At 37.1% G+C, this 19,896-nt stretch carries 21 protein-coding genes and 1 other annotated feature; of the genes, 14 read left to right on the top strand and 7 right to left on the bottom strand.

Annotated elements, in window-relative coordinates; genetic code table 11:
- Nucleotides 1–225 precede the first annotated feature (225 nt).
- From M3627_RS14705 to M3627_RS14695, 3 genes are all read left to right on the top strand, one after another.
- Nucleotides 226–456 (top strand): hypothetical protein, encoded by a 231-nt coding sequence (locus M3627_RS14705; RefSeq protein ID WP_251556311.1) that lies wholly within the window; start codon nucleotides 226–228, stop codon nucleotides 454–456.
- 388 nt (nucleotides 457–844) lie between these two features.
- The gene (locus M3627_RS14700) at nucleotides 845–1,552 is read left to right on the top strand and encodes a DNA alkylation repair protein (protein ID WP_251556310.1); all 708 of its coding nucleotides are present in this window, start codon (nucleotides 845–847) and stop codon (nucleotides 1,550–1,552) included.
- 72 nt (nucleotides 1,553–1,624) lie between these two features.
- On the top strand, nucleotides 1,625–2,044 hold the full coding sequence (locus M3627_RS14695; RefSeq protein WP_251556309.1) for a hypothetical protein: 420 nt from the start codon (nucleotides 1,625–1,627) through the stop codon (nucleotides 2,042–2,044).
- Nucleotides 2,045–2,091: 47 nt separating this feature from the next.
- Here the strand turns inward: M3627_RS14695 and M3627_RS14690 are convergent, their stop codons facing one another.
- The 3 genes from M3627_RS14690 to M3627_RS14680 are packed head-to-tail and all read right to left on the bottom strand — an operon-like array spanning nucleotide 2,092 to nucleotide 4,583.
- The gene (locus tag M3627_RS14690; RefSeq protein ID WP_251556308.1) at nucleotides 2,092–3,294 is read right to left on the bottom strand and encodes an acetoin utilization protein AcuC; all 1,203 of its coding nucleotides are present in this window, start codon (nucleotides 3,292–3,294) and stop codon (nucleotides 2,092–2,094) included.
- Nucleotides 3,264–3,911, bottom strand: a complete 648-nt coding sequence (locus M3627_RS14685) for an acetoin utilization AcuB family protein (RefSeq protein WP_169361287.1) — start codon at nucleotides 3,909–3,911, stop codon at nucleotides 3,264–3,266. The genes M3627_RS14690 and M3627_RS14685 overlap by 31 nt, the downstream gene beginning before the upstream one ends.
- A gap of 39 nt (nucleotides 3,912–3,950) precedes the next feature.
- Nucleotides 3,951–4,583, bottom strand: coding sequence for a GNAT family N-acetyltransferase (locus tag M3627_RS14680; RefSeq protein WP_169361288.1), 633 nt, complete (start codon nucleotides 4,581–4,583; stop codon nucleotides 3,951–3,953).
- 172 nt (nucleotides 4,584–4,755) lie between these two features.
- Between M3627_RS14680 and acsA the strand changes: the two genes are divergently transcribed.
- Both acsA and M3627_RS14670 read left to right on the top strand, forming a co-directional pair.
- Complete coding sequence (gene acsA / locus M3627_RS14675) at nucleotides 4,756–6,474, top strand: acetate--CoA ligase (RefSeq protein WP_169361289.1); 1,719 nt, start codon at nucleotides 4,756–4,758, stop codon at nucleotides 6,472–6,474.
- Nucleotides 6,475–6,654: 180 nt separating this feature from the next.
- Nucleotides 6,655–7,032 carry a hypothetical protein gene (locus tag M3627_RS14670; RefSeq protein WP_251556306.1) on the top strand — a complete coding sequence of 126 codons (378 nt, stop codon included), beginning with the start codon at nucleotides 6,655–6,657 and terminating at the stop codon, nucleotides 7,030–7,032.
- A 188-nt stretch (nucleotides 7,033–7,220) separates the two neighbouring features.
- Here M3627_RS14670 and M3627_RS14665 read toward each other — a convergent pair whose 3' ends face one another.
- From M3627_RS14665 to M3627_RS14650, 4 genes are all read right to left on the bottom strand, one after another.
- Nucleotides 7,221–7,382, bottom strand: a complete 162-nt coding sequence (locus M3627_RS14665; RefSeq protein WP_251556304.1) for a tRNA U-34 5-methylaminomethyl-2-thiouridine biosynthesis protein — start codon at nucleotides 7,380–7,382, stop codon at nucleotides 7,221–7,223.
- 76 nt (nucleotides 7,383–7,458) lie between these two features.
- Nucleotides 7,459–7,995 carry an AAA family ATPase gene (locus M3627_RS14660; protein WP_251556303.1) on the bottom strand — a complete coding sequence of 179 codons (537 nt, stop codon included), beginning with the start codon at nucleotides 7,993–7,995 and terminating at the stop codon, nucleotides 7,459–7,461.
- A gap of 59 nt (nucleotides 7,996–8,054) precedes the next feature.
- Nucleotides 8,055–8,540, bottom strand: a complete 486-nt coding sequence (locus M3627_RS14655) for a GNAT family N-acetyltransferase (protein ID WP_251556302.1) — start codon at nucleotides 8,538–8,540, stop codon at nucleotides 8,055–8,057.
- 160 nt (nucleotides 8,541–8,700) lie between these two features.
- Nucleotides 8,701–11,622, bottom strand: a complete 2,922-nt coding sequence (locus M3627_RS14650; protein ID WP_251556301.1) for a transglycosylase domain-containing protein — start codon at nucleotides 11,620–11,622, stop codon at nucleotides 8,701–8,703.
- 98 nt (nucleotides 11,623–11,720) lie between these two features.
- Nucleotides 11,721–11,915, top strand: a binding site (T-box leader).
- Between the two features lie 80 nt (nucleotides 11,916–11,995).
- On the opposite strand from M3627_RS14650, the gene tyrS reads away from it, so the two are divergent.
- From tyrS to M3627_RS14605, 9 genes are all read left to right on the top strand, one after another.
- A complete protein-coding gene (tyrS, locus tag M3627_RS14645; protein ID WP_251556300.1) occupies nucleotides 11,996–13,261 on the top strand; it encodes a tyrosine--tRNA ligase in 1,266 nt (421 codons plus the stop codon).
- 312 nt (nucleotides 13,262–13,573) lie between these two features.
- Entirely contained in the window at nucleotides 13,574–13,822 is a 249-nt protein-coding gene (locus tag M3627_RS14640; protein ID WP_169361292.1) for a hypothetical protein, read from the top strand.
- Between the two features lie 125 nt (nucleotides 13,823–13,947).
- The gene (locus M3627_RS14635; RefSeq protein WP_169361293.1) at nucleotides 13,948–14,325 is read left to right on the top strand and encodes a VOC family protein; all 378 of its coding nucleotides are present in this window, start codon (nucleotides 13,948–13,950) and stop codon (nucleotides 14,323–14,325) included.
- Nucleotides 14,326–14,342: 17 nt separating this feature from the next.
- Nucleotides 14,343–15,164 (top strand): alpha/beta fold hydrolase, encoded by an 822-nt coding sequence (locus M3627_RS14630; RefSeq protein ID WP_251556299.1) that lies wholly within the window; start codon nucleotides 14,343–14,345, stop codon nucleotides 15,162–15,164.
- Nucleotides 15,165–15,345: 181 nt separating this feature from the next.
- Entirely contained in the window at nucleotides 15,346–16,470 is a 1,125-nt protein-coding gene (locus M3627_RS14625) for a DUF418 domain-containing protein (protein WP_251556298.1), read from the top strand.
- A gap of 13 nt (nucleotides 16,471–16,483) precedes the next feature.
- Complete coding sequence (locus M3627_RS14620) at nucleotides 16,484–17,569, top strand: sensor histidine kinase (protein WP_251556296.1); 1,086 nt, start codon at nucleotides 16,484–16,486, stop codon at nucleotides 17,567–17,569.
- 12 nt (nucleotides 17,570–17,581) lie between these two features.
- A complete protein-coding gene (locus M3627_RS14615) occupies nucleotides 17,582–18,190 on the top strand; it encodes a response regulator transcription factor (protein WP_251556294.1) in 609 nt (202 codons plus the stop codon).
- An 85-nt stretch (nucleotides 18,191–18,275) separates the two neighbouring features.
- On the top strand, nucleotides 18,276–19,022 hold the full coding sequence (locus tag M3627_RS14610) for an alpha/beta hydrolase (RefSeq protein ID WP_251556292.1): 747 nt from the start codon (nucleotides 18,276–18,278) through the stop codon (nucleotides 19,020–19,022).
- A gap of 157 nt (nucleotides 19,023–19,179) precedes the next feature.
- Nucleotides 19,180–19,407 (top strand): hypothetical protein, encoded by a 228-nt coding sequence (locus M3627_RS14605; protein ID WP_169361298.1) that lies wholly within the window; start codon nucleotides 19,180–19,182, stop codon nucleotides 19,405–19,407.
- The last annotated feature ends 489 nt before the right edge of the window (nucleotides 19,408–19,896 follow it).

The following is a 19,896-nucleotide window of genomic DNA, read 5'->3' as shown; positions in this document are numbered from 1 at the left end:
GTTTTCACATAATAAAAGTTGTACGATATAAAGCAGTCGTGAAAATCCAAGTAGTCAAAAAATTGGTTAGTGGTTTTATACTTCCAAGTCTTCATATTATTAGACTCCTTAAATAAAAAATCATTAATAAATATAATATGGTATTATTTAGGTGAAAAGGAGTTGGTTCAGATAGGGATTATAATTCTTTTAATATTCTTCATTGTCTTGGGTATTACAAACTTGATGGCATTCAAAATTGCTGGAAAAAACAAAAGGAAAAGAATCTGGGCTGGAATAATTGTCTTACTTTTAACGCCTTTAGTTTTTTTTATTACATATGCAAGTGTGAGTCCCTTTGACCCTGGTGGGTTTGCAACTGGGATGCTTATGGTGTTTTTCAGTTTTTTGTTTGCGCTTAATGGTACGATCATCATAGTAATTGGTATATTTACGCAGAGGTCTAGAAACATCTAAGTATGGGCAAAGTATGCGAAGATGATTAGGTAAGATGCTCTTATTTGCTTGGTGCAAAAGAGTTATAGTAAAAGTCTTTGTTTTTAAAATTTATTTCCTCTATCACTAAACCAATAGAAAGCACCTACGATAAAACAAAAAACAAAGAATAACAAACCAATAAACATTAAAATGGTAAAACCCAAATGTATACCTCTTTTCTCGGCAATCTTTAATAGTATTAGCTATGAATCTTACGAAATTATATTTAACTCAGTAGTTAAAAATAACGTTTTCTTACAGCTTATTATAATTTAATCTCTATAAATTAGAAATCTATTATGTTTAAAGTGAAATGAATGTCAGAGGTAAGCGTATGTCAAAAATATAAAGTGGGGGGAAGCAAGTCATGAATAAGGAAACGGTAATGCAGGAGCTTGAAGCGTTAGGAAAGGAACGGACTAAAAAAATATACCTTTCTAATGGTGCCCGGGAACCGCTTTTTGGGGTAGCTACAGGGGCAATGAAGCCAATTGCAAAGAAGATTAAAATTAATCAGCAGTTAGCGGAGGAGCTTTATGCGACAGGCAATTACGATGCGATGTACTTCGCAGGGATTATTGCAGATCCTAAAGCGATGAAGGTGTCTGATTTTGAGCGTTGGATAAAGGGGGCATATTTTTATATGCTGTCTGATTACGTTGTAGCCGTTACATTGTCCGAGTCTGATCTTGCACAAGACGTTGCCAATCAATGGATTGCAAGTGATGAAGAGTTAACAAGCTCAGCTGGTTGGAGCTGTTATTGTTGGCTATTAGGAAATAGAAAAGATGAGGAATTTTCTAAGAGTAAGATATCTAATATGTTGGATATGGTGAGTAAAAGTATACATGATTCGCCCGAGCGAGTTAAATCCTCTATGAATAATTTTATTTACACCGTAGGGGTTTCCTATTTGCCGCTTCATGAAAAGGCTATAGAAACTGCCAAATCAATAGGAACAATAGAAATAAATCAGCATAAGAAAAAAAGTAGCCTTCTGGACGCATATAGCAATATACAAAAAGAAATAGATAGGGATAGACTTGGTTTTAAAAGAAAATATGTAAGATGCTAATTTATAAAAATCCTTCTTGAGTATTCATTAATAAGATGATGACTTCTAAAAAGTATAGAGAGAAGGCGTTCTGTGAAGAAAATTGCATGGATAGCGGTTATTGTCGTAACTATAGGTATAATTCTTATGAGATTTGGAATGGGCAACCAGGAGTACTCTGCGACAGACATATTAGAAAATGCAAACTTTAATGTAGATAACCAATTCTTAAATGTTCATAGTATTGATATAGAAAGAGAAAATATATTTGAAGAAGTTGAAATTCCATTAGAAAGACAGCACGATCTCATAAAGATTTTTAAGAATGCAAAATTTATACCAGCCGAATCAACTGCTGATCATGATTATCGAATTAATATCACACTAAATACAGGCTATGCGATGTTCCTTGATTCAAAGAGGAGTTCCCTTTATGTTATCAGTTCAGAGAAAAATTATGAGATGAAGGGTGGGGAAGAGTTCTTTGCCATTTTAAATAATGCAGAGAAATAAAAACAGAGTGGAGTTAATAACCACCCTGTTTTTTTATGATTAAATTATTAGTCTAGCTTTTTGTATGACTTTTGGCTTCGCAGCTGATACAAAGCTTTATCTAGCATTTGCTTGTTCTTTTCCGTTATCTCTAGCTTTCTAGGTATAGGCTCATATAGTGGATTTGGATCCATCCACGTTGGGATAAAGGGAATAGGTGACTCTGCGCTCCATCTATCGAGCCAGGCCTTTGGAAGATTCCCAGTTGGCGATGGAATGTCATTCATCTCCATCCAAAGTAAAGACCAAGCCCTTGGGACGACTCTCCAAATATCATATCCACCACCACCAACCGCTATCCAACGACCTTCACAATACTTATGTGCTAGCTCGTGGGCAAGTTTAGGTATTTCTCTATAGATATTCATCGTTCCATACAAGTGCGTGAGGGGGTCAAAAAAATGAGCATCGGCACCATTTTGACTTAAAATAACATCAGGCTTAAACCATTCGACAATCTCCGTTAAGCTTGTCCGATAAATATCCAGAAAAGAATCATCCTCTGTAAAGGCATCGATGGGGAAATTAAAAGAAGTTCCATAGCCTTCACCAGTTCCTCTTTCGGTAATATTTCCGGTTCCAGGGAAAAGGTATCTTCCGGTTTCGTGAATAGAAACAGTACAAACATTAGGGTCGTCATAGAAGCTCCATTGCACGCCATCACCGTGATGAGCATCCGTGTCTATGTAAAGTACACGAGCATTATACTTTTCCTGCATATATTTAATCGCAACGGAACTGTCATTATAGACACAAAATCCAGAGGCTCTGCCTTTAAATCCATGATGCAGTCCACCACCTAAGTTTACCGCGTGGTTGGATTTTCCCTCCATTACATAGTCTACAGCAGTCAGTGTGCCTCCAACTAAGCTGGCACTTGCTTCATGCATTTGGGGGAAAATTGGGGTATCTTCCGTTCCAATCCCATAACTCTCATATTTGGAGGTGCTCTCTGTCTCTTGACTAGCTTTTTTAACAATATCAATGTAACCAGGGTCATGCACTAAACATAGTTCTTCATCCGTTGCTATACGGGGTGCCACAATATCCGAAGGTGATAGTGAATTCATTTCCATTAAAAGGTCAACAGTAAGTGTCAGGCGTTTTTGGTTAAAGGGATGAGTTTCTGAAAATTTATAACCAAGCTGATTTTCTGAGAAGATAAAAACAGCATTCTTTTTCATACATTCAATCCCGGCTGGCTTGGCCATAAAACCTCAAAGCCGGCATCTCTTACTGCTTGAACCAATTTGAGAGGATTCATCGTTTTGACACGTAGAACGAGAATCTTGTATTCACTATCATTTTTATCGGGATATACTAAGACGCTAAGTAAATTCACTTTTTGCTCATAAATTACTTTAGATATTTCAAATAAGACGCCTGGTCGGTTGGGTACCCGTATTTCCATCTGAGATCCCGGCTGATGCACACCTGTCAGCTCGATAAATTTATAGAGAAGATCCGATTCTGTAATCATGCCGACTAGCTTCCCTTGACTCACTATAGGTAGGCAGCCTATACGATTATCGTAGAAAATACTAGCTGTTTCTTCTACAAAATCAAGAGGGTGCCCAGTAATAGGGTTTTTAGTCATAATTTTTTCTAATGGCATATCTAAAATCTCCGCATCCTTTCTATCCTGTAGAGAGGAGGGAGTTGCTTCCTTTAAGTCACGGTCTGTTACCACCCCTAAAACTTCACGTTCCTCATTAACGATCGGTATGTGCCTAATACGTTTCTCCTTTAATACTTTTAAAGCATCATTTATAGTATGTGATGGTGTTAAAGTAGGTACTGATGTATTCATGATTTCTTCTACAAGCATAAAACCAAACCCCTTTGTGAGAAATTTAAAACATCTTCCTTAATACATGAAACGATTCATAAAGCGTAATTGATCAAATTGCTGGATGGATTCATTGTCCACACGGCTACCTATTTTGGCCATCAAGCAATTGGCTGGATGGGAGCTGATCTCTGGATCATCTGTTGCAAAATATTCTAGGCCACCAGCCATCATCATTTTTTCCATCATCTTTCGGTACTCCCATACATTTAAACCGGTTCCTTTTAAATCCCAATGCCAATAGTATTCAGTTGTAATCGTTATATAATCTTCCATCGCATCGTCCATCATAGAGACTCTGAGTAATTCTTTTCCGACTCCAGTTCCACGGTATTTTGGAATAACTTCAATAGCCCCTAATTCTATTAAGTTTTCCATGTTCCCTTGGGACCAACGTTCTAGTGGGTCTGGGTGAAGAAATGTACAGTACCCAACAATCATGTCCTTTTCTCTAACAATGATAATCCGACCCTCTGGTAACTTTGCAATTTCGATAATTGCTTTATGTTGTTGCTGAGGATTTCGAAATGCTATTAAATCCTCATGGAAAGTCAACTTGGCTAATTCTTCAGATGCTACGGGTCCTTCAATAGTAATTGGACCATGCTTTGTCTCTTTCTCTATCGAATAAAATACTTTTTTATGTTCCACATATTCACCACCTATAATTTAGTTACAGTTGCCACTATTATACATGATTTTTTAAGAAGAAAGCGATTACTTCCGTTATGTAACAAAACATTCAAAAAAGTTAAAACATTAGCATTACTTTGTGAGAGTATTGTAGAATATAAGAGAGTATATTTAGAAAGGGTGAATTGGGATGAAAATCGAAGCGTTACCAGTAGTACAAGAGGAGTATCAATTAAAGGACTATGAGAAAACTGCTCAGGATTTTCAATGGGAGGAAGCTGAAAAGTCTTTTTCCTGGTATGAGACAGGCAAGGTGAATATGGCATACGAAGCGATTGACCGTCATGCAGCATCAGATATTAAGGACAAGGTAGCCTTATATTATCAAGATGTTGATCGCAAGGAGTCATATACATTTGCTAACATGAAAACCTGGACAGACAAAGCTGCAAACGTTTACAAAGAGCACTCTAATTTAGCAAAAGGGGACCGCCTATTTATTTTTATGCCAAGATCTCCGGAATTATATTTTGCTTTATTAGGGGCAGTAAAAATGGGCGCAATTGTTGGTCCATTGTTTGAAGCCTTTATGGAAGGGGCAGTGTATGATCGTTTACTAGATAGCGAAGCGAAGGCAATTGTCACTACACCTGAATTGCTAGGAAGAATACCTTTAGATCGTCTACCAGATTTGGAAACTGTTTTTCTAGTGGGAGACAATATTCAAGAGGATGATAAATTTGTAGACTTTAATAAGGCGTTAAACAATGCCTCTGATGAATTTGAAATAGAATGGGTAGATAAAGAAGATGGACTTATACTGCATTATACTTCTGGCTCTACTGGTAAGCCTAAAGGAATATTACATGTTCATTACGCGATGGTACAACACTATCAGTCCATGAAATGGGTTATGGATATAAGAGAAGATGATATCTATTGGTGTACGGCAGACCCAGGTTGGGTTACTGGAACTTCCTATGGAATATTTGGACCTTGGCTTGCTGGAACAACTTCCTTAATCTTAGGTGGACGTTTCTCACCAGATGCTTGGTATAAAGCAATAGAAGAATATAAGGTTACGGTTTGGTACAGTGCTCCAACTGCTTTTCGTATGCTAATGGGTGCTGGGGATGGCATCGTGAAGAAATATGATCTAACCTCCCTGCGTCATGTATTATCAGTTGGTGAGCCACTTAACCCTGAGGTTATTAAGTGGGGAATGCAGGTATTCAATAAACGAATTCATGATACTTGGTGGATGACTGAAACAGGCGCTCAAATGATTTGTAACTATGGCTGCCTTCCGATTAAGCCCGGTTCCATGGGGAAACCATTGCCAGGCATTAAGGCTGCAATTATTGATAACAATGGAGTAGAGGTCCCGCCATTCACAATGGGTAACCTTGCCATCAAAAAAGGATGGCCATCTATGATGCGTCAGGTTTGGAAAAACCAAGAAAAGTTTGAATCCTATTTTATTAATGATGAATGGTACTTCTCAGGAGATTCCGCATATATGGATGATGATGGTTATTTCTGGTTTCAAGGAAGAGTAGACGACGTAATTATGACCTCAGGTGAGCGTGTAGGTCCATTCGAAGTGGAAAGTAAATTGTTAGAGCATCCTGCAATTCTTGAGGCAGGAGTAATAGGGAAGCCAGATCCAGTCCGTGGAGAGATTATTAAAGCATTTGTTGCTTTAAATGAAGGGTATGAGCCTTCTGATGAGCTCATTGCCGATATTCAGCAATTTGTGAAGAAGGGTCTTGCCGCTCATGCAGCTCCTAGAGAAATTGAGTTTAAGGATAAGCTACCTAAAACTAGAAGCGGTAAGATTATGCGCCGAGTATTAAAGGCATGGGAATTACAGCTTCCAACTGGTGATTTATCTACGATGGAAGATTAGTAAGGAAAGCCGCAGCAATAAAATGCTGTGGCTTTTTTATTGATCACATATATATTAATGCAATTAACTTCAGAAAGAGAGATTAATAATATCTTAGGAATAAAACAACCTTAGGTAGGAGCGAAAGATATTTTATTATGCATTTTCTAATAAAAGAATCTATGAAACGAGGGAGATGAATTGAAGAAAACTTTATTATCTGCACTTTTGTTGTTTATTCTAATAACTGGTTTAATAACTTTAAGATTCGGAAGTGCTTTAGTTCAAGAAGGGAATCCTTTACCTATTCTTATCTCCATAATGCGTCTCGAACTTTCTGATAGTGAATATGAACAAGTCGAAGAATCAAAGAGTAGTCACCAGCATGTATCCTTGAATACAGGAGATTCTTCTTACGATGTCATAAAGGATTTTATGGATGAAAAGGGATGGTCTTATAAAGAGCAAATTGGTTCAGGATATATTTTTGAAAATGGTGAAGAAACCGTAGTTATATCTACCAGACAATATTCAAGAAACTATTTTTTATGGGATATTCCAAGTGAATTGTTTAACTAATGAAGTTAAATTCAAAAATGCAATTTACTCATTTACACAACCGTTTACAAATCATTGATTGTAGCGGAAGCCGGCGACCCCTACGGGAAGAGGGATACAGAAAATGAGCTAGGATATTTTTTCCTGGCTCGCTTTACTTTGATATTGTTTTTTTACTAACGCACCAGTTAGTTGAATAAGTTTTGAATTTACTCTGTTACTTCTTTTGGATTACGTCTGCCAGTTAAGAACCCTAAAATAAGTCCGGTTAAAAGTAAGCTAAACCCATTTGGAGAAAAATCCTTCGTAAAAATTCCCCATATAAGCCATCCTATCAAAGATCCCAATAGTAAATAAAATAGATTCTTCATTCTCCTGCCTCCTGAATATATTTATTAGTTAATTTCTCTAATCTTCTTCTGAACTCCTTCTTTCATAGCCCCAAAATCAATATTTGAATGAAGGATTTTCTCTAATATTTAAAAATGTTTCCTCTAAATCCGATGGCTTTAAGTGGGTTGTATTATAGAAAAATCGTTTATCTTTTACTTTGATTTTAAATTCATTCGCTAATTCTAAGCATCTAGCTCCCATTTGAGATTCTTTCTTCCTCAAAGCATCTCTTCTCAACAATTCGTCTAGATCGACCCATAAAACAACATATATAATTTCTACATGTTGTACTGCAGCATAAATCTTTTGAGAAAATCTTTCTACTTCCTCTGGAAAAGCAACATAATCAATGATTACATTCTTATTTGCTTGGACAAAATTGATACTTAAATCCGCAATATTATCCCAAACTAGCGAAAGTGACTCATCACTTTTCCAAGGAGGGAGATAACCGCCAACGACCATATGATTTATTAAATCACCTTCAATATAAGCACTTTGATCAAACTGTTCTGCAAGACCTTTTGTAGTGGTAGATTTACCTACTCCAGTGGGACCCGATATGATATAGATTTTATTCATTGTTTTCATCAACTTTCTATTATTAATAGGTGAGCTTGCAATATACTTCCTCTTTGAATTTGCTAAAATTACAATTTTTTCATTAGAATTTCTCCTGGAAGCCCGTCAATTTCAACAATCATCTCAGATATAAATCCTTCATTGATTAAAATTTTCCTAGAAGCAATATTGTCTGGGTCGATAATGGCCTTAATGGATTTTAATTCTACTTTCTTAGCTTTTTCAATTAATAGTTTTGCTATCTTACCACCATATCCCTTTCCCCAATACTCTGGTTTTATCATATAGCCAATTTCAGCTACTTCATTGTTGTCTTCATCCAAAGTTAAATGTCCAAGTCCGATAAATTCATTTTTTGAACTAGCGTATATTTTATATGAACCATAGTGATCATACTTATTATTTCTTATTAATAACTTTTGATAATTCAATTGAGCCTCTTCAAAAGGAATAGCATACTCTGTAATTTGAGCCATCACCTTTTCATTAGACACAAGGCTGAAATAATCATCAAAATCATCCTCTATAAATTTAATTAAATTTAATATTTTCATCGTATTCCTCCTAAGCTTCTTAATTATATAATACCTGAATTTGGAAAAGATATTTTTTGTAGTCTAGGATCTTACACACTTGTCTTAAGCAAAACCTTATAGAAAAAAACGTGAAATCGATGAGGACCTTTGGCGTCCATACGATTTCACGTTTTTTATTTTATGGTGTAGATTCTTCTTCCGGTGGTGGGGTAGGCTCGACTGGAGGTGTAATGATTACCTCACCCCCACCGCCATTACCATCACCTGGGACAGGCTGTTCAGGCACTTCTTCTACCGGTTCCTCCGGGGGAAGAACTGGTATCACAGGCTCTGGAGCATTAATAGTAGCTATGTTAGATGCACCAGATTGTAATCCGGTTATATCAACTGTTACTACTACATATTGACCTGGAGAGGTGATTTGATAGCTATAATTTTCTGCCTCTTTCTTAGTTGCCATCAGAACTCTGTTACCATTAACGACTTGGTATACACGATATCCGACTACATCACTAGAAGCCGATTTTGTCCATGTCATTGTATTTCCTGTCAGAGAGGTTGTTACTGGAGCAGGGGGAGTACCGTCTGCCTCAAATACCTTTTCTGAAACTACATTGCTAGCAAATGATGAATCATTCGGGAATAGCTTACTAGCGTCTCCACCAAATCGTCCAAGCATTCGTTTTATAAAGTCCTCACTTACTCCGTGACCACCTGCAGTAACAAATTCGCTTGGAGTAGAATCCAATGATCGGTATTTACTACCGTTGATGACTACATAAGATGAGGATACTAGACTATCGTCTGCCTGCGTAGGAAGCATAACCTTCGCATTAAATAAATCCGATTTTACAAGACCTGCCTGCTCACAAGCAGTAGAAGGTGCTAGACCGGAAATACCACAGAAAGATCTGGAAACGACTCCTTCAGGTGCTTGGAAAGCATTTGGTGCATCCATTAGCTCAGGGTTAATGTCATACATCGCATTCATCATGTTCGACCAAAGTGTATTGATACGCACACTTGGGTGCCCATAACGATTGTTCATATGGAATAATGTAAGCTTTTGCTCGTCATAACCAAGCCAAACACCCAATGAAACATTTGGATTGTACCCTACTAACCATGAATCACTATGACCTTGTGTTGTACCAGTTTTCGCGCCAAAATCAGATTGGAATTTTAGACGAGAGTTTGCCAGCTTAGCAGTACCCTGTGTCATCACATCTCTTAAAATATCAGTCATAATATATGCCGTTTGCGGGCTAAATACATCCACAGGCTCCACTTTATGCTGGTAAACGACATTGCCTTCCACGTCTACAATTTTCTCAATCATATATGCATCAACAAATTGACCATTATTCGCAAAAGTTCCGTATGCATTTGTATTTTCTTCTAAAGAAGCACCTTTTCTCATGCCTCCAATAGAAAGGGCAAGGTTAGCATATTCATCTTCTTCAATGCTTTCAAAGCCCATTTTCATCATGAAATCAGTTGGCTTTTTATCTTTTATTTGATCATAAAGTCTAATGGTCGATAAGTTTTGGGAAGTTGTTACTGCTTGTCGAGCAGAAATAATCCCAAGCTCCTGTTCAGTCGTATAGTTAGAAGGAGACCACTTATTTCCATTGTCATTTATATTAAATTTAACGTCTGCAAGAGGACTTCCTGCTCCAATTACACCGTATTCAATAGCTGGTGCATAAACTACCAATGGCTTAATCGTAGAACCCATGGAGCGTACTGCCTGAGTAGCATGATTATATTGCTCTACATTATAATCTCGACCACCTAAGAACGAGAGAATACGGCCAGTTCCATTTTCTATTAGCATACTTCCAACTTGTACAGGGAAATCCTTTGTGACTGTTTCTCCAGTAATAGGATCTTTAACACTAATATTCGTATACGTATGTCCATAAGACTCAAACGCATCTCTTACTTGAAGCATTTTTTCATACATATCCTTGTTAATAGTAGTATGAATACGATAACCGCCTGTACTAGCAGCACGCTGTGCCATAATATTATACTTTTCAATTAGAGGATCATCTTTTTCTAGAGCTTCTAAATCCACTCCGTCTTTTTCAGCTAGCTGAACACTTAAAATATCTCTAACTCTCTTTTCAATTTCAAAGGTAAGCCATGGATACTTTTCCTCTGGCAACGTTTCCTTTTGTCTAAAGTCTTTTGTAATATCATAGTTAACTGCAGCTTGGTATTCCGCTTCTGTTATATATCCGGTTTCTTTCATCCGATATAGTACGACTTTCATGCGGTCTATACCATGCTTTAACGATTCGCCTTCCTTTAATACTCCACCATTACTAAAAGGGGTGTATTTAAAAGGGGCTTGTGGAATACCTGCAATGTAAGCAGCCTGTGGGAGAGTCAGGTCTTTAGCCTTCACATTAAAAATTCCCTGTGCTGCAGTTTCGATTCCAGCGATATTACGACCGTTTGCATTTCTACCATACGGTATAATATTAAGATAAGCCTCTAATATTTCGTCCTTGCTCATAAACTCTTCTAGTCGCATTGCTAAAAGAATTTCCTTAGCTTTTCGTTCATAAGAAACTTCATTTGTAAGGATTTGATTTTTAATCAGCTGTTGGGTTAATGTAGAACCGCCCGTTTGAGTATCTGAGTTCGTCATATCCTGTAATAGACCTCTGAAGATGGCTTTAGGAACAATCCCGTTATGGACTTTAAAGTATTCGTCCTCGGTAGCTAACACTGCATCAATGACATAAGGGGAGACATTTGCAAGATCTGTTTCAGTTCTTTCTAAATCAGTTCTTAGCTTCCCAAGGTAGACATCCCCTGCAAAGTAAATTTCAGAAGTCTCTTCATAATTAAACACGGCTGCTCGCATTTCTTCTTTCTTTCTTAAAGGTTCATCCTTTATTAAAGAAGTGAAATAGCCTGCTCCCACAGCTGTGGCAAATGCTCCAAGTATGAGGCCGACTACTAAAAATATTAAGCATAAATTCCATACGACACTTGAAGATATACGTAACCTTCTTGCCCACTTGGTTGATTGCCAGGCATCTACTTTCTCTTTATATAAGTGGAATTTCTCCATCCATTTATTCATTTATTTCTCGACCTCCAAATCATGAATATTATATCATAGTCCAATATGTTAGACGATACTTATTGACATCCGAAACAAATTAGGTAAAATAGGTATATCATTTAACGAAGAAAAGTCCGAAGTAGTGATTATACATACTGTTTAGAGAGCTAACGGTCGGTGAAAGTTAGTCAGTGTATAAAAGCGAATTACAGGCTTGGAGTTATACGTTTTCACAACGTTACATGTGAAAAAGCGGAAGGATTGATCCTTCAAGCTGGGTGGTACCGCGCTAATGACTAAGCGTCCCTGCATGATTTTTATCATGTAGGGACTTTTTTGTTTATAGGCAATTTGTTTGGTATTGCTCAATCCAATAAAAGGAGGAAACAAAATGACAAACTCATTAATTGAAGACCTACAATGGAGAGGTCTTTTGTATCAACAAACGGATGCAGAAGGAATGGATAAACTACTATCTACTGAAAAAATCTCTCTATATTGTGGAGTTGACCCAACTGCAGATAGTATGCACATTGGGCACATCGTTCCACTCCTAACACTTCGTAGATTTCAAATGCACGGACATCGCCCAATTCTTTTAGTAGGAGGAGCTACCGGAATGATTGGAGATCCTTCAGGTCGTTCGGAGGAAAGACAACTGCAAACTACTGATCAAATTGATTTAAATGTCCAAGGGATTAAAAAGCAGATGGAACGAATCTTTGATTTTCAATCTGAAAATGGAGCACAGATGGTAAACAATCGGGACTGGATTGGACCAATGTCTGTTATTGAATTTTTAAGAGACTACGGCAAACTTATTAATATCAATTACATGCTTGGGAAGGATTCTATTGCTTCACGTTTAGATTCAGGACTGTCATTCACAGAGTTTACCTACACATTAATCCAAGGTATCGACTTCAACCACTTATTCAATCATTATGGCTGCCGTGTTCAAGTAGGTGGATCCGATCAATGGGGGAATATTACGACTGGTTTAGAAATGATTCGCAAAACACATGAAGAGGAAACTAAGGCATATGGTATTACAATTCCTTTAGTTACGAAAGCGGATGGTACGAAGTTCGGTAAATCTGCCTCTGGTGCTGTGTGGTTAGATGCTCAAAAAACTTCACCGTATGAGTTTTACCAATTCTGGATTAATACAGCCGATGCAGATGTGATTAAATACTTGAAGATTTTCACTTTCCTAGAGAGAGCTGAAATTGAAGCATTAGAAGTAACCGTGCAAAATGAGCCGCACTTACGTAAAGCCCAAATAACACTTGCAGAAGAAATGACTCGCCTAGTACATGGTCAAGAATCATTAGACCAAGCAGTGAGAATCTCTCAGGCGCTATTTAGTGGAAACTTAAAAGCACTTACAGCAAGTGAAATGAAAGATGCTTTTAAGGATGTTCCAACCGTGGAAATGGAAAAAGAGGATAAAAACATAGTTGACTTTATAGTGGAAGCCACAGTGTCTCCATCTAAAAGACAGGCACGTGAAGATGTAACAAATGGGGCTATCTCGATCAATGGAGAGCGAATTACAGAAATTGGTTATGTTGTAGGGCAAGAGGATAGACTGGAAGATGAATTTATGATTATTAGAAGAGGAAAGAAAAATTATAAAATGATTAAATTCGTATAATTTTTAAGTTACTTCTCATACTATTGAGAAGTAACTTTTTTTGTCAAAAAACGTCTAATTTATAATGTCTTAGTCAACTTTTTATAAAAGATAACAAATACTTAAAGAAAATAGAAAAAATTTCTTCTGTTTCATTAAAAAGGTGGAATTATGAACGTTTTAAAAAGTTTATATAAATAGTAGACAAAATAGGTGAAAATAAGTAAGTATATAGTATAGAATAAGATTTAGGAACTTTACTCTGAAATTAAATAAAATAAATTCTTATTATTTTTAAATACATAAGCTTTTTAAAAAAGGGGGTTAGAATACATGGAAGCGAAAAAATATATACTTGATCATTTCGACGATTTTTTTGTTATTCTTTTTGGTAAGAATGATAAATCGGACAAGCTAGTTATTTTAAAAGAAAAGTTTACAATTGACGCTAAAGAAGGAGATCTTCTAGAGATTTCAATTAATGAAGAAAAGACTGGCTATGAATTTAAAATCATTCATGAAGAAGCCGATGACAAAAGACAAAGATTATTAGACTTAATCGAGAATATGGAAAAGAACTAAAAAACTTGAAGCTGATATTTAACAGCTTCAAGTTTTTTTTCTTTCACGAAAGGTTATCAAATAAAGAAGGAAAATCCAGTGAGCCACCGAATAGTTATACAGAAGAAGTGAGAGGAGGATACAACTTGAACAAGTCATTGCTTAAGGGTGTAGAGGGGATTTTTATCCCTGTGAGGGACTCTAAGGTTTCAGCGCGCTGGTACGAGGAGGTACTAGGTTTCCAGCTAAACTATATAGAGGAAGAAGCTGCAGTCATGAAAATATCAAGTGATTCACCGACTGTCGTTTGTTTAGTCAAAGTAGAATATCATACTCCTATGAAATTTCCTTCGAACCATTTTGGCGTAGGGAAATATATTAACTTTATACCCGAGGATATAGAGACACTTTATGATGAGTTAAAATCTAAAGGAATTGCGGTAAATTCACTAGACGGAGATGGGGATAAGAAGTACTTTACGTTTTTTGATCCGGATGGTAATCCACTTGGCGCTTGTCAGTAATGGAGGAGAACAATAGTATGTACTCATCAATAAAGGACGTAGAAATCTATTATGAAATATACGGAGAAGGAACCCCTATTTTAATGCTTCATGGGTTTTCGCCTGATATGGAGCTGATGAAGGGATGTATGGAGCCTTTCTTTCAAAAGTCAGGAGCTTCCTATAAAAGAATATACATAGACTTACCTGGAATGGGTAAATCCAAGCAATTCGCTCATCTAGACAATACCGATGATATGTTAGATATAGTGATTGGTTTTATAGAAAAGGAAATCCAAAAGGAGCCATTTTTAATAGCAGCAGAGTCATATGGAGGTTATTTGGCACGCGGAGTAATCGCTAAGGAAAGTTTTTCTATTCTAGGTGCTTTCTTTATTTGCCCCGTTATTTATGCCGCTCGTGATAAAAGAACACTTCCTGTTAAACAAACAGCAGCAAAGGATGAGCTATTCTTAAAAAGCTTGGGAAGCGATATAAAAGTGGCATTCGAGGAGAACTGCGTCGTATTAAATGAATACACCTACAATCGTTGGATGAAAGAAATTGTCAGTGGAATGAATCGAGCAAATCAACCATTTCTAGAGAAAATTGCAGGTAACTATTCTTTTAGTAGCTGGTTTGAAGAACCAAACTTTGAACAACCGTCCGTTTTCTTACTTGGGAGGCAGGATGATGTAGTAGGATTTGAGGATGCGTTCCATTTAAAAGACAATTTCCCTCAGGCAACCTACGCCATTCTAGATGGTGCTGGACATAACCTACAGATTGAAAGGCCGATTTTGTTTGATGCCTATTTAGATGATTGGTTAAAACGCATTCACGATAGAAAGCTTAGATGAAAAGACAAGCAATGAACCATTTCGGAGATGTTCGAGATGGTTCATTACTTGTCTTTTTTTGATTAGTTATGACAAGTGTCATCTTATACTTCTGACTGCTGTGAATGTTAGCATCCGTGATTTCTCTTTATTATTTTATATAAGGGAATGAGTTTTTACAGAAGAAAGAGGGGGTTATTTGATGACAAATGAAAGATTGCGCTTAATAGATATTCTTCGTGGTTTTGCTGTGCTAGGAACACTAGGGACTAATATATGGATTTTTGCTTATTTGGGAGACTTGGCTTATACAACGACTTCAAACTATACCGGGTGGTGGACATTGGAGGACTTTCTTAGAATGGCAGTTCTCTTTTTTGCAAACGGAAAGTTTCTAGGGTTACTAACCATCATGTTTGGAGTGGGTCTAGAGATAAAATACCAGCAGGCGAAACGTAAAGGGAATGCATGGCCTGGCGTGTATGTATGGACATTATTATTTTTACTTCTGGAAGGGTTTATTCATTTTATGCTCGTAATGGAATATGACATCTTGATGAGCTATGCCGTCACCGGTTTAATTGTAGCTTTTATTTTAAGACGAGGAGATTCCTTTATGAAAAAAATAATGATTGGAGTCGGAAGTTTTCATGCAGTCATTATTCTATTAATCTTAGTAGCAGCTCTAGTGGGGGCATTAAACATGTCATTGGGTACTTATGAGGGAGCGGCACTCTATGAAAGTGGTACATGGCTCGAGCAGGTTAAAAACCGTTTGGTCAATTTTATTTATTATAGATTAGAAGTGATTTTAATCGTACCAATGAATATATGCTTGTTTTTACTAGGTGTATTTCTTATGCAATCTGGTACTTTTTCTAAAACAGAGATTGGTAAAAAGAAGCGTAAAAAACTATTTAAATTAGGTATGTATATAGGTGTTCCATTAAATCTACTTATATTTGTACCAGGTGGTGCATTTGATTTGCCTATTCGTTATTTATTTGCACCTATTATGTCTCTTGGCTATATAGGATTATTTGGTATATTAGTAGAATATAGAAAGGTAGAGTGGCTTTGGTCTCGATTAGAAGAAGTCGGGAAAATGTCACTAAGCTGCTACGTCTCACAAAACCTTTTAGCTTCTATTATATTTTATGGCTGGGGTCTAGGATTAGGTGGGAAAATAGGTAGCTTTACTATAGTCGCTATATGGCTCTGCATTACTTTATTTCAATTCTTATTTGCCTATGTTTGTATACGGACATTGCAGACCGGACCATTGGAGTGGCTTAGGAGAAGAGCTGTAGCAGCTGTCTCCAAATAATTAGTGAATAGAGGTGACAAATATAAAATTTTATCCCGAGGATCAGGCGACCAAATACTTGATCATTGATGTAGCCTCCATCATTTTTCTTTTTACCTTAGTAATGCTATCTGATTCAGCCTTGCATCCCGGAATACAGCTCATCCTTCTATTACTCATTGTTATTTCCTATTATATTGCATTGTGGAATAAGGATTGGCTCCTTCTATGTGCTGTACTTGTTGGTTACTCGCTTCTTATAATATTAAGCTTTTTCGAGGGCTCTGTAATTATTACTTTTGGTTTTTTGTTTGCAGATTTGTTAGGGAGAGCTAAGTCTAAGTTTCATATAGGGCTTGGAATAGCAGGAGTTGCCTGCCTTTTTATCCTTTTTCTTTGGAAGGAGCAGCTCCATGGTTTAGATTTTTCTGTCTTAGTAGCCTTCATGATTATTCAGCTTGCATTGCCCATACTAAGGTATTTTCTTTTGAAAACATCCAATCTACAAACCAAATTACAGGAAGTAAATAAACAGCTTGTTCAGCAAGAAGAAAGACAGAGAATTGCGAGAGATCTACATGATACAATTGGCCATACTTTAACGATTATTAAGCTGAAGACAGAGCTTGCTTCCAAATTAGTAGGCACGGAACAAGCTAAGGTTAAGAGTGAGTTAGATGATATTTTAGCAACTACAAGAACTGCTATGAAGCAGGTAGGTGAACTGGTGACGGATATGAAATTTATATCTCTCGAAAGAGAGCTAGAACGTTCGGAGCAAGTACTAAAATCTGCGGGAATTAATGTTCAATCTAATCATGATTGTCGCCAACCATTATCTAATGTAGAGGAAACCATGATCTCTCTTTGTGTGAGAGAGGCGACAACAAACATACTTCGACATAGTCAGGCGAAATGTTGTGAAATCTATACAGAGTTTAAAGATAAGGTATTCTACGTACATATCAAGGACGATGGAATTGGTTTAGAGATGAAGCGATTTGGAAATGGTCTAGTCTCGATAAAGGAGCGGATGCATTCTTTACAAGGCGACGTACTTGTAAAAGAGGGTTCCTCTGGAGGCACTATCATAACGATTACATTACCAATTCATTCGTAAGGAGGATACATCGTGATAAGAGTAGTAATTGCTGAGGATCAGAAAATGCTTCTAGGTGCATTTTCTTCTTTATTATCCTTTGAAGCAGATATAGAAGTCGTTGGAGAGGCACAGGATGGTCAGACAGCCTGGGAACTAATTGTGAAGGAAACACCTGATGTATGTATTTTAGATATTGAAATGCCACATATGACGGGACTGGAGCTCGCTCGAAAAATAGAAGAGGAACAGATTCCAAGCAAAGTTATGATTGTCACTACTTTTTCACGAGTGGGATATTTACAAAAAGCGATTGACAGTAACGTAACTGGATATTTACTGAAGGACGAGCCAATTGATTTGTTAATAGAGTCTATTCGAAAGGTGGCTGCTGGCGAAAGGGTTGTGAGCAGAGATTTAGCAGCCACTCTTTTCATGAAAGTAGAGAATCCTCTGAATGACCGAGAAAGGGACGTCCTCCGTCTTGTTAAAGAAGGGTTAACTACTTCAGAAATCACAAAGCGATTATTTTTAACGAAGGGTACTGTCCGAAATTATTTATCCTCGTCTATCCAAAAGCTTCACGTGGAAAGCAGACAACAAGCAGTAAACAAAGCAAATGAAAACGGTTGGTTGGAGTGAAATAGAGTTTAAATGTGATAGAAATGTGGTAAGGAATAATGGTATGAAATGTCGTTAAGTAAAAACGTAGAAGGGGGATGGGAACGTGAATTATGAAGTGCTAGAGGGTGCAGAGGAATTTTTCTACGAGGGAAATCATGTAGGGGTGTTAGTGATACATGGATTTACAGGATCCACTCAAAGTATGCATTATTTAGGGGAAAGGTTTGCCGAAGCTGGTTTTACGGTTTTTGGACCGAGACTCACCGGCCATGGAACAGCACCAGAGGATATGGAGCGTGCAAGCTATGAGGATTGGATGAAAGACGTAGAAAAAGGATTGACCAAGCTTCAGGAAACATGCTCAGACATATTTGTTTGTGGACTATCAATGGGTGGTACGCTTACTTTATACTTGGCTGAAAACTACCCTGAAATTAAAGGCATTATGCCGATTAATGCTGCCGTCTATATGCCGGACATGATTGAAAATTATGAAACCCTTTCTCAAAGTGAGACTCGATTTGTAGAGGGGATTGGTTCAGACATTAAGAAGGCAGGGATAAAGGAGTTAGCTTATTCAAAAACCCCTGTAAAGTCTATGTCTGATATTCTTCTGCTATCTAGGCTAGTACGTGATAATCTGTCTAAAATTACTGCACCTGCTCTAATATTTAAATCTACAGAGGATCATGTAGTTCCACCAGAGAATTCCTTTCAAATATATGAAGCAATTTCCTCTGTTGGGAAGGAAATTGTGGAGTTAGAAAATAGCTACCATGTTGCTACGTTAGACGCCGATAAGGAGCTAATCGCAGATAGAAGTATACAGTTTATAAATGCAAGAATATAACTTGCTAGTCTCGGAGCCATTGGTTTCGAGACTTTTTTCATTTAGGCAGATTATAAATAAGTTAGATTAAATGATTTTAAATCTCCAATACAACCATTTAAAGGTATTAATATCCACTTTATGGTCAATAATTTATTGTAATTGGAGGGGACGTATAATGCTATTAGATGAAAAAGAAATTTATTGCTATAATTGCCGTAAAAAAACGTTATTTACATGTAGGGATTTGCGCAATAATAAAGGTGTCGAAAGCCATTGCAGCGAGTGCCCGACCTTTTGGTTCGAATGGCAAAACAAAGCGGTAGAGCGAGAAATGAAGAAATGGGTAGAATATAATCAAGGATTGTTAAGTACACTAAATAGCACAACAAATATGTGGACATAGAAATGCCTACTAAATAATGATATTTAGCATATATAAAAATGAAGATTACTCAAATGAGTGATCTTCATTTTTTGTTTTTGTTATTTGTGTAGTTAGAAATTTTCGTAAGTTCTACAATCTGGCAAAGAAGTTGTTTTCCGTTGCGGCGAACGCTTTCCGCGGGCACGGCTTAGGCCAACAGGATGTTGGTCAGGAAAACGTTGTCACACGATGTGACGTCCTTAGTTTTCTCTCCTTGAAACTCCCTCGCTGTGCTCGGTCCAGGGTCTTCAGCTCGCGCTATTCCCGCTGGAGCATTCCTGTATGATTACTTTACAGGCTCTTGAAAAAAAAAGAACCCTCTTATATGATGCTAGAGTAACAACAACCAATTGAATACTCAAAACATATATAGGAGGGCCTCTTATGAATAATAGTACGAATCATAAAATTAATCAAGTGAGTGAAAAGACGTTGGTCATTGGGATCGATATCGCCAAGCGCAAACAT

It is taken from the genome of Psychrobacillus sp. MER TA 171, assembly GCF_023713305.1.
GTDB lineage: Bacteria > Bacillota > Bacilli > Bacillales_A > Planococcaceae > Psychrobacillus.
Note: the sequence above shows the minus strand (reverse complement) of the source record. Positions and strands in the feature narration are given on the sequence as shown.

Bases quoted from the DNA above. Each gene is read 5' to 3' on its own strand.
- M3627_RS14705 (WP_251556311.1), top strand. From the start codon at position 226: ATGGCATTCAAAATTGCTGGAAAAAACAAAAGGAAAAGAATCTGGGCT.
- M3627_RS14700 (WP_251556310.1), top strand. From the start codon at position 845: ATGAATAAGGAAACGGTAATGCAGGAGCTTGAAGCGTTAGGAAAGGAA.
- M3627_RS14690 (WP_251556308.1), bottom strand. From the start codon at position 3,294: ATGGCCAAGCCAGCCGGGATTGAATGTATGAAAAAGAATGCTGTTTTT.
- M3627_RS14685 (WP_169361287.1), bottom strand. From the start codon at position 3,911: ATGCTTGTAGAAGAAATCATGAATACATCAGTACCTACTTTAACACCA.
- acsA (WP_169361289.1), top strand. From the start codon at position 4,756: ATGAAAATCGAAGCGTTACCAGTAGTACAAGAGGAGTATCAATTAAAG.
- M3627_RS14665 (WP_251556304.1), bottom strand. From the start codon at position 7,382: ATGAAGAATCTATTTTATTTACTATTGGGATCTTTGATAGGATGGCTT.
- M3627_RS14660 (WP_251556303.1), bottom strand. From the start codon at position 7,995: ATGAAAACAATGAATAAAATCTATATCATATCGGGTCCCACTGGAGTA.
- M3627_RS14655 (WP_251556302.1), bottom strand. From the start codon at position 8,540: ATGAAAATATTAAATTTAATTAAATTTATAGAGGATGATTTTGATGAT.
- M3627_RS14650 (WP_251556301.1), bottom strand. From the start codon at position 11,622: ATGAATAAATGGATGGAGAAATTCCACTTATATAAAGAGAAAGTAGAT.
- tyrS (WP_251556300.1), top strand. From the start codon at position 11,996: ATGACAAACTCATTAATTGAAGACCTACAATGGAGAGGTCTTTTGTAT.
- M3627_RS14640 (WP_169361292.1), top strand. From the start codon at position 13,574: ATGGAAGCGAAAAAATATATACTTGATCATTTCGACGATTTTTTTGTT.
- M3627_RS14630 (WP_251556299.1), top strand. From the start codon at position 14,343: ATGTACTCATCAATAAAGGACGTAGAAATCTATTATGAAATATACGGA.
- M3627_RS14625 (WP_251556298.1), top strand. From the start codon at position 15,346: ATGACAAATGAAAGATTGCGCTTAATAGATATTCTTCGTGGTTTTGCT.
- M3627_RS14605 (WP_169361298.1), top strand. From the start codon at position 19,180: ATGCTATTAGATGAAAAAGAAATTTATTGCTATAATTGCCGTAAAAAA.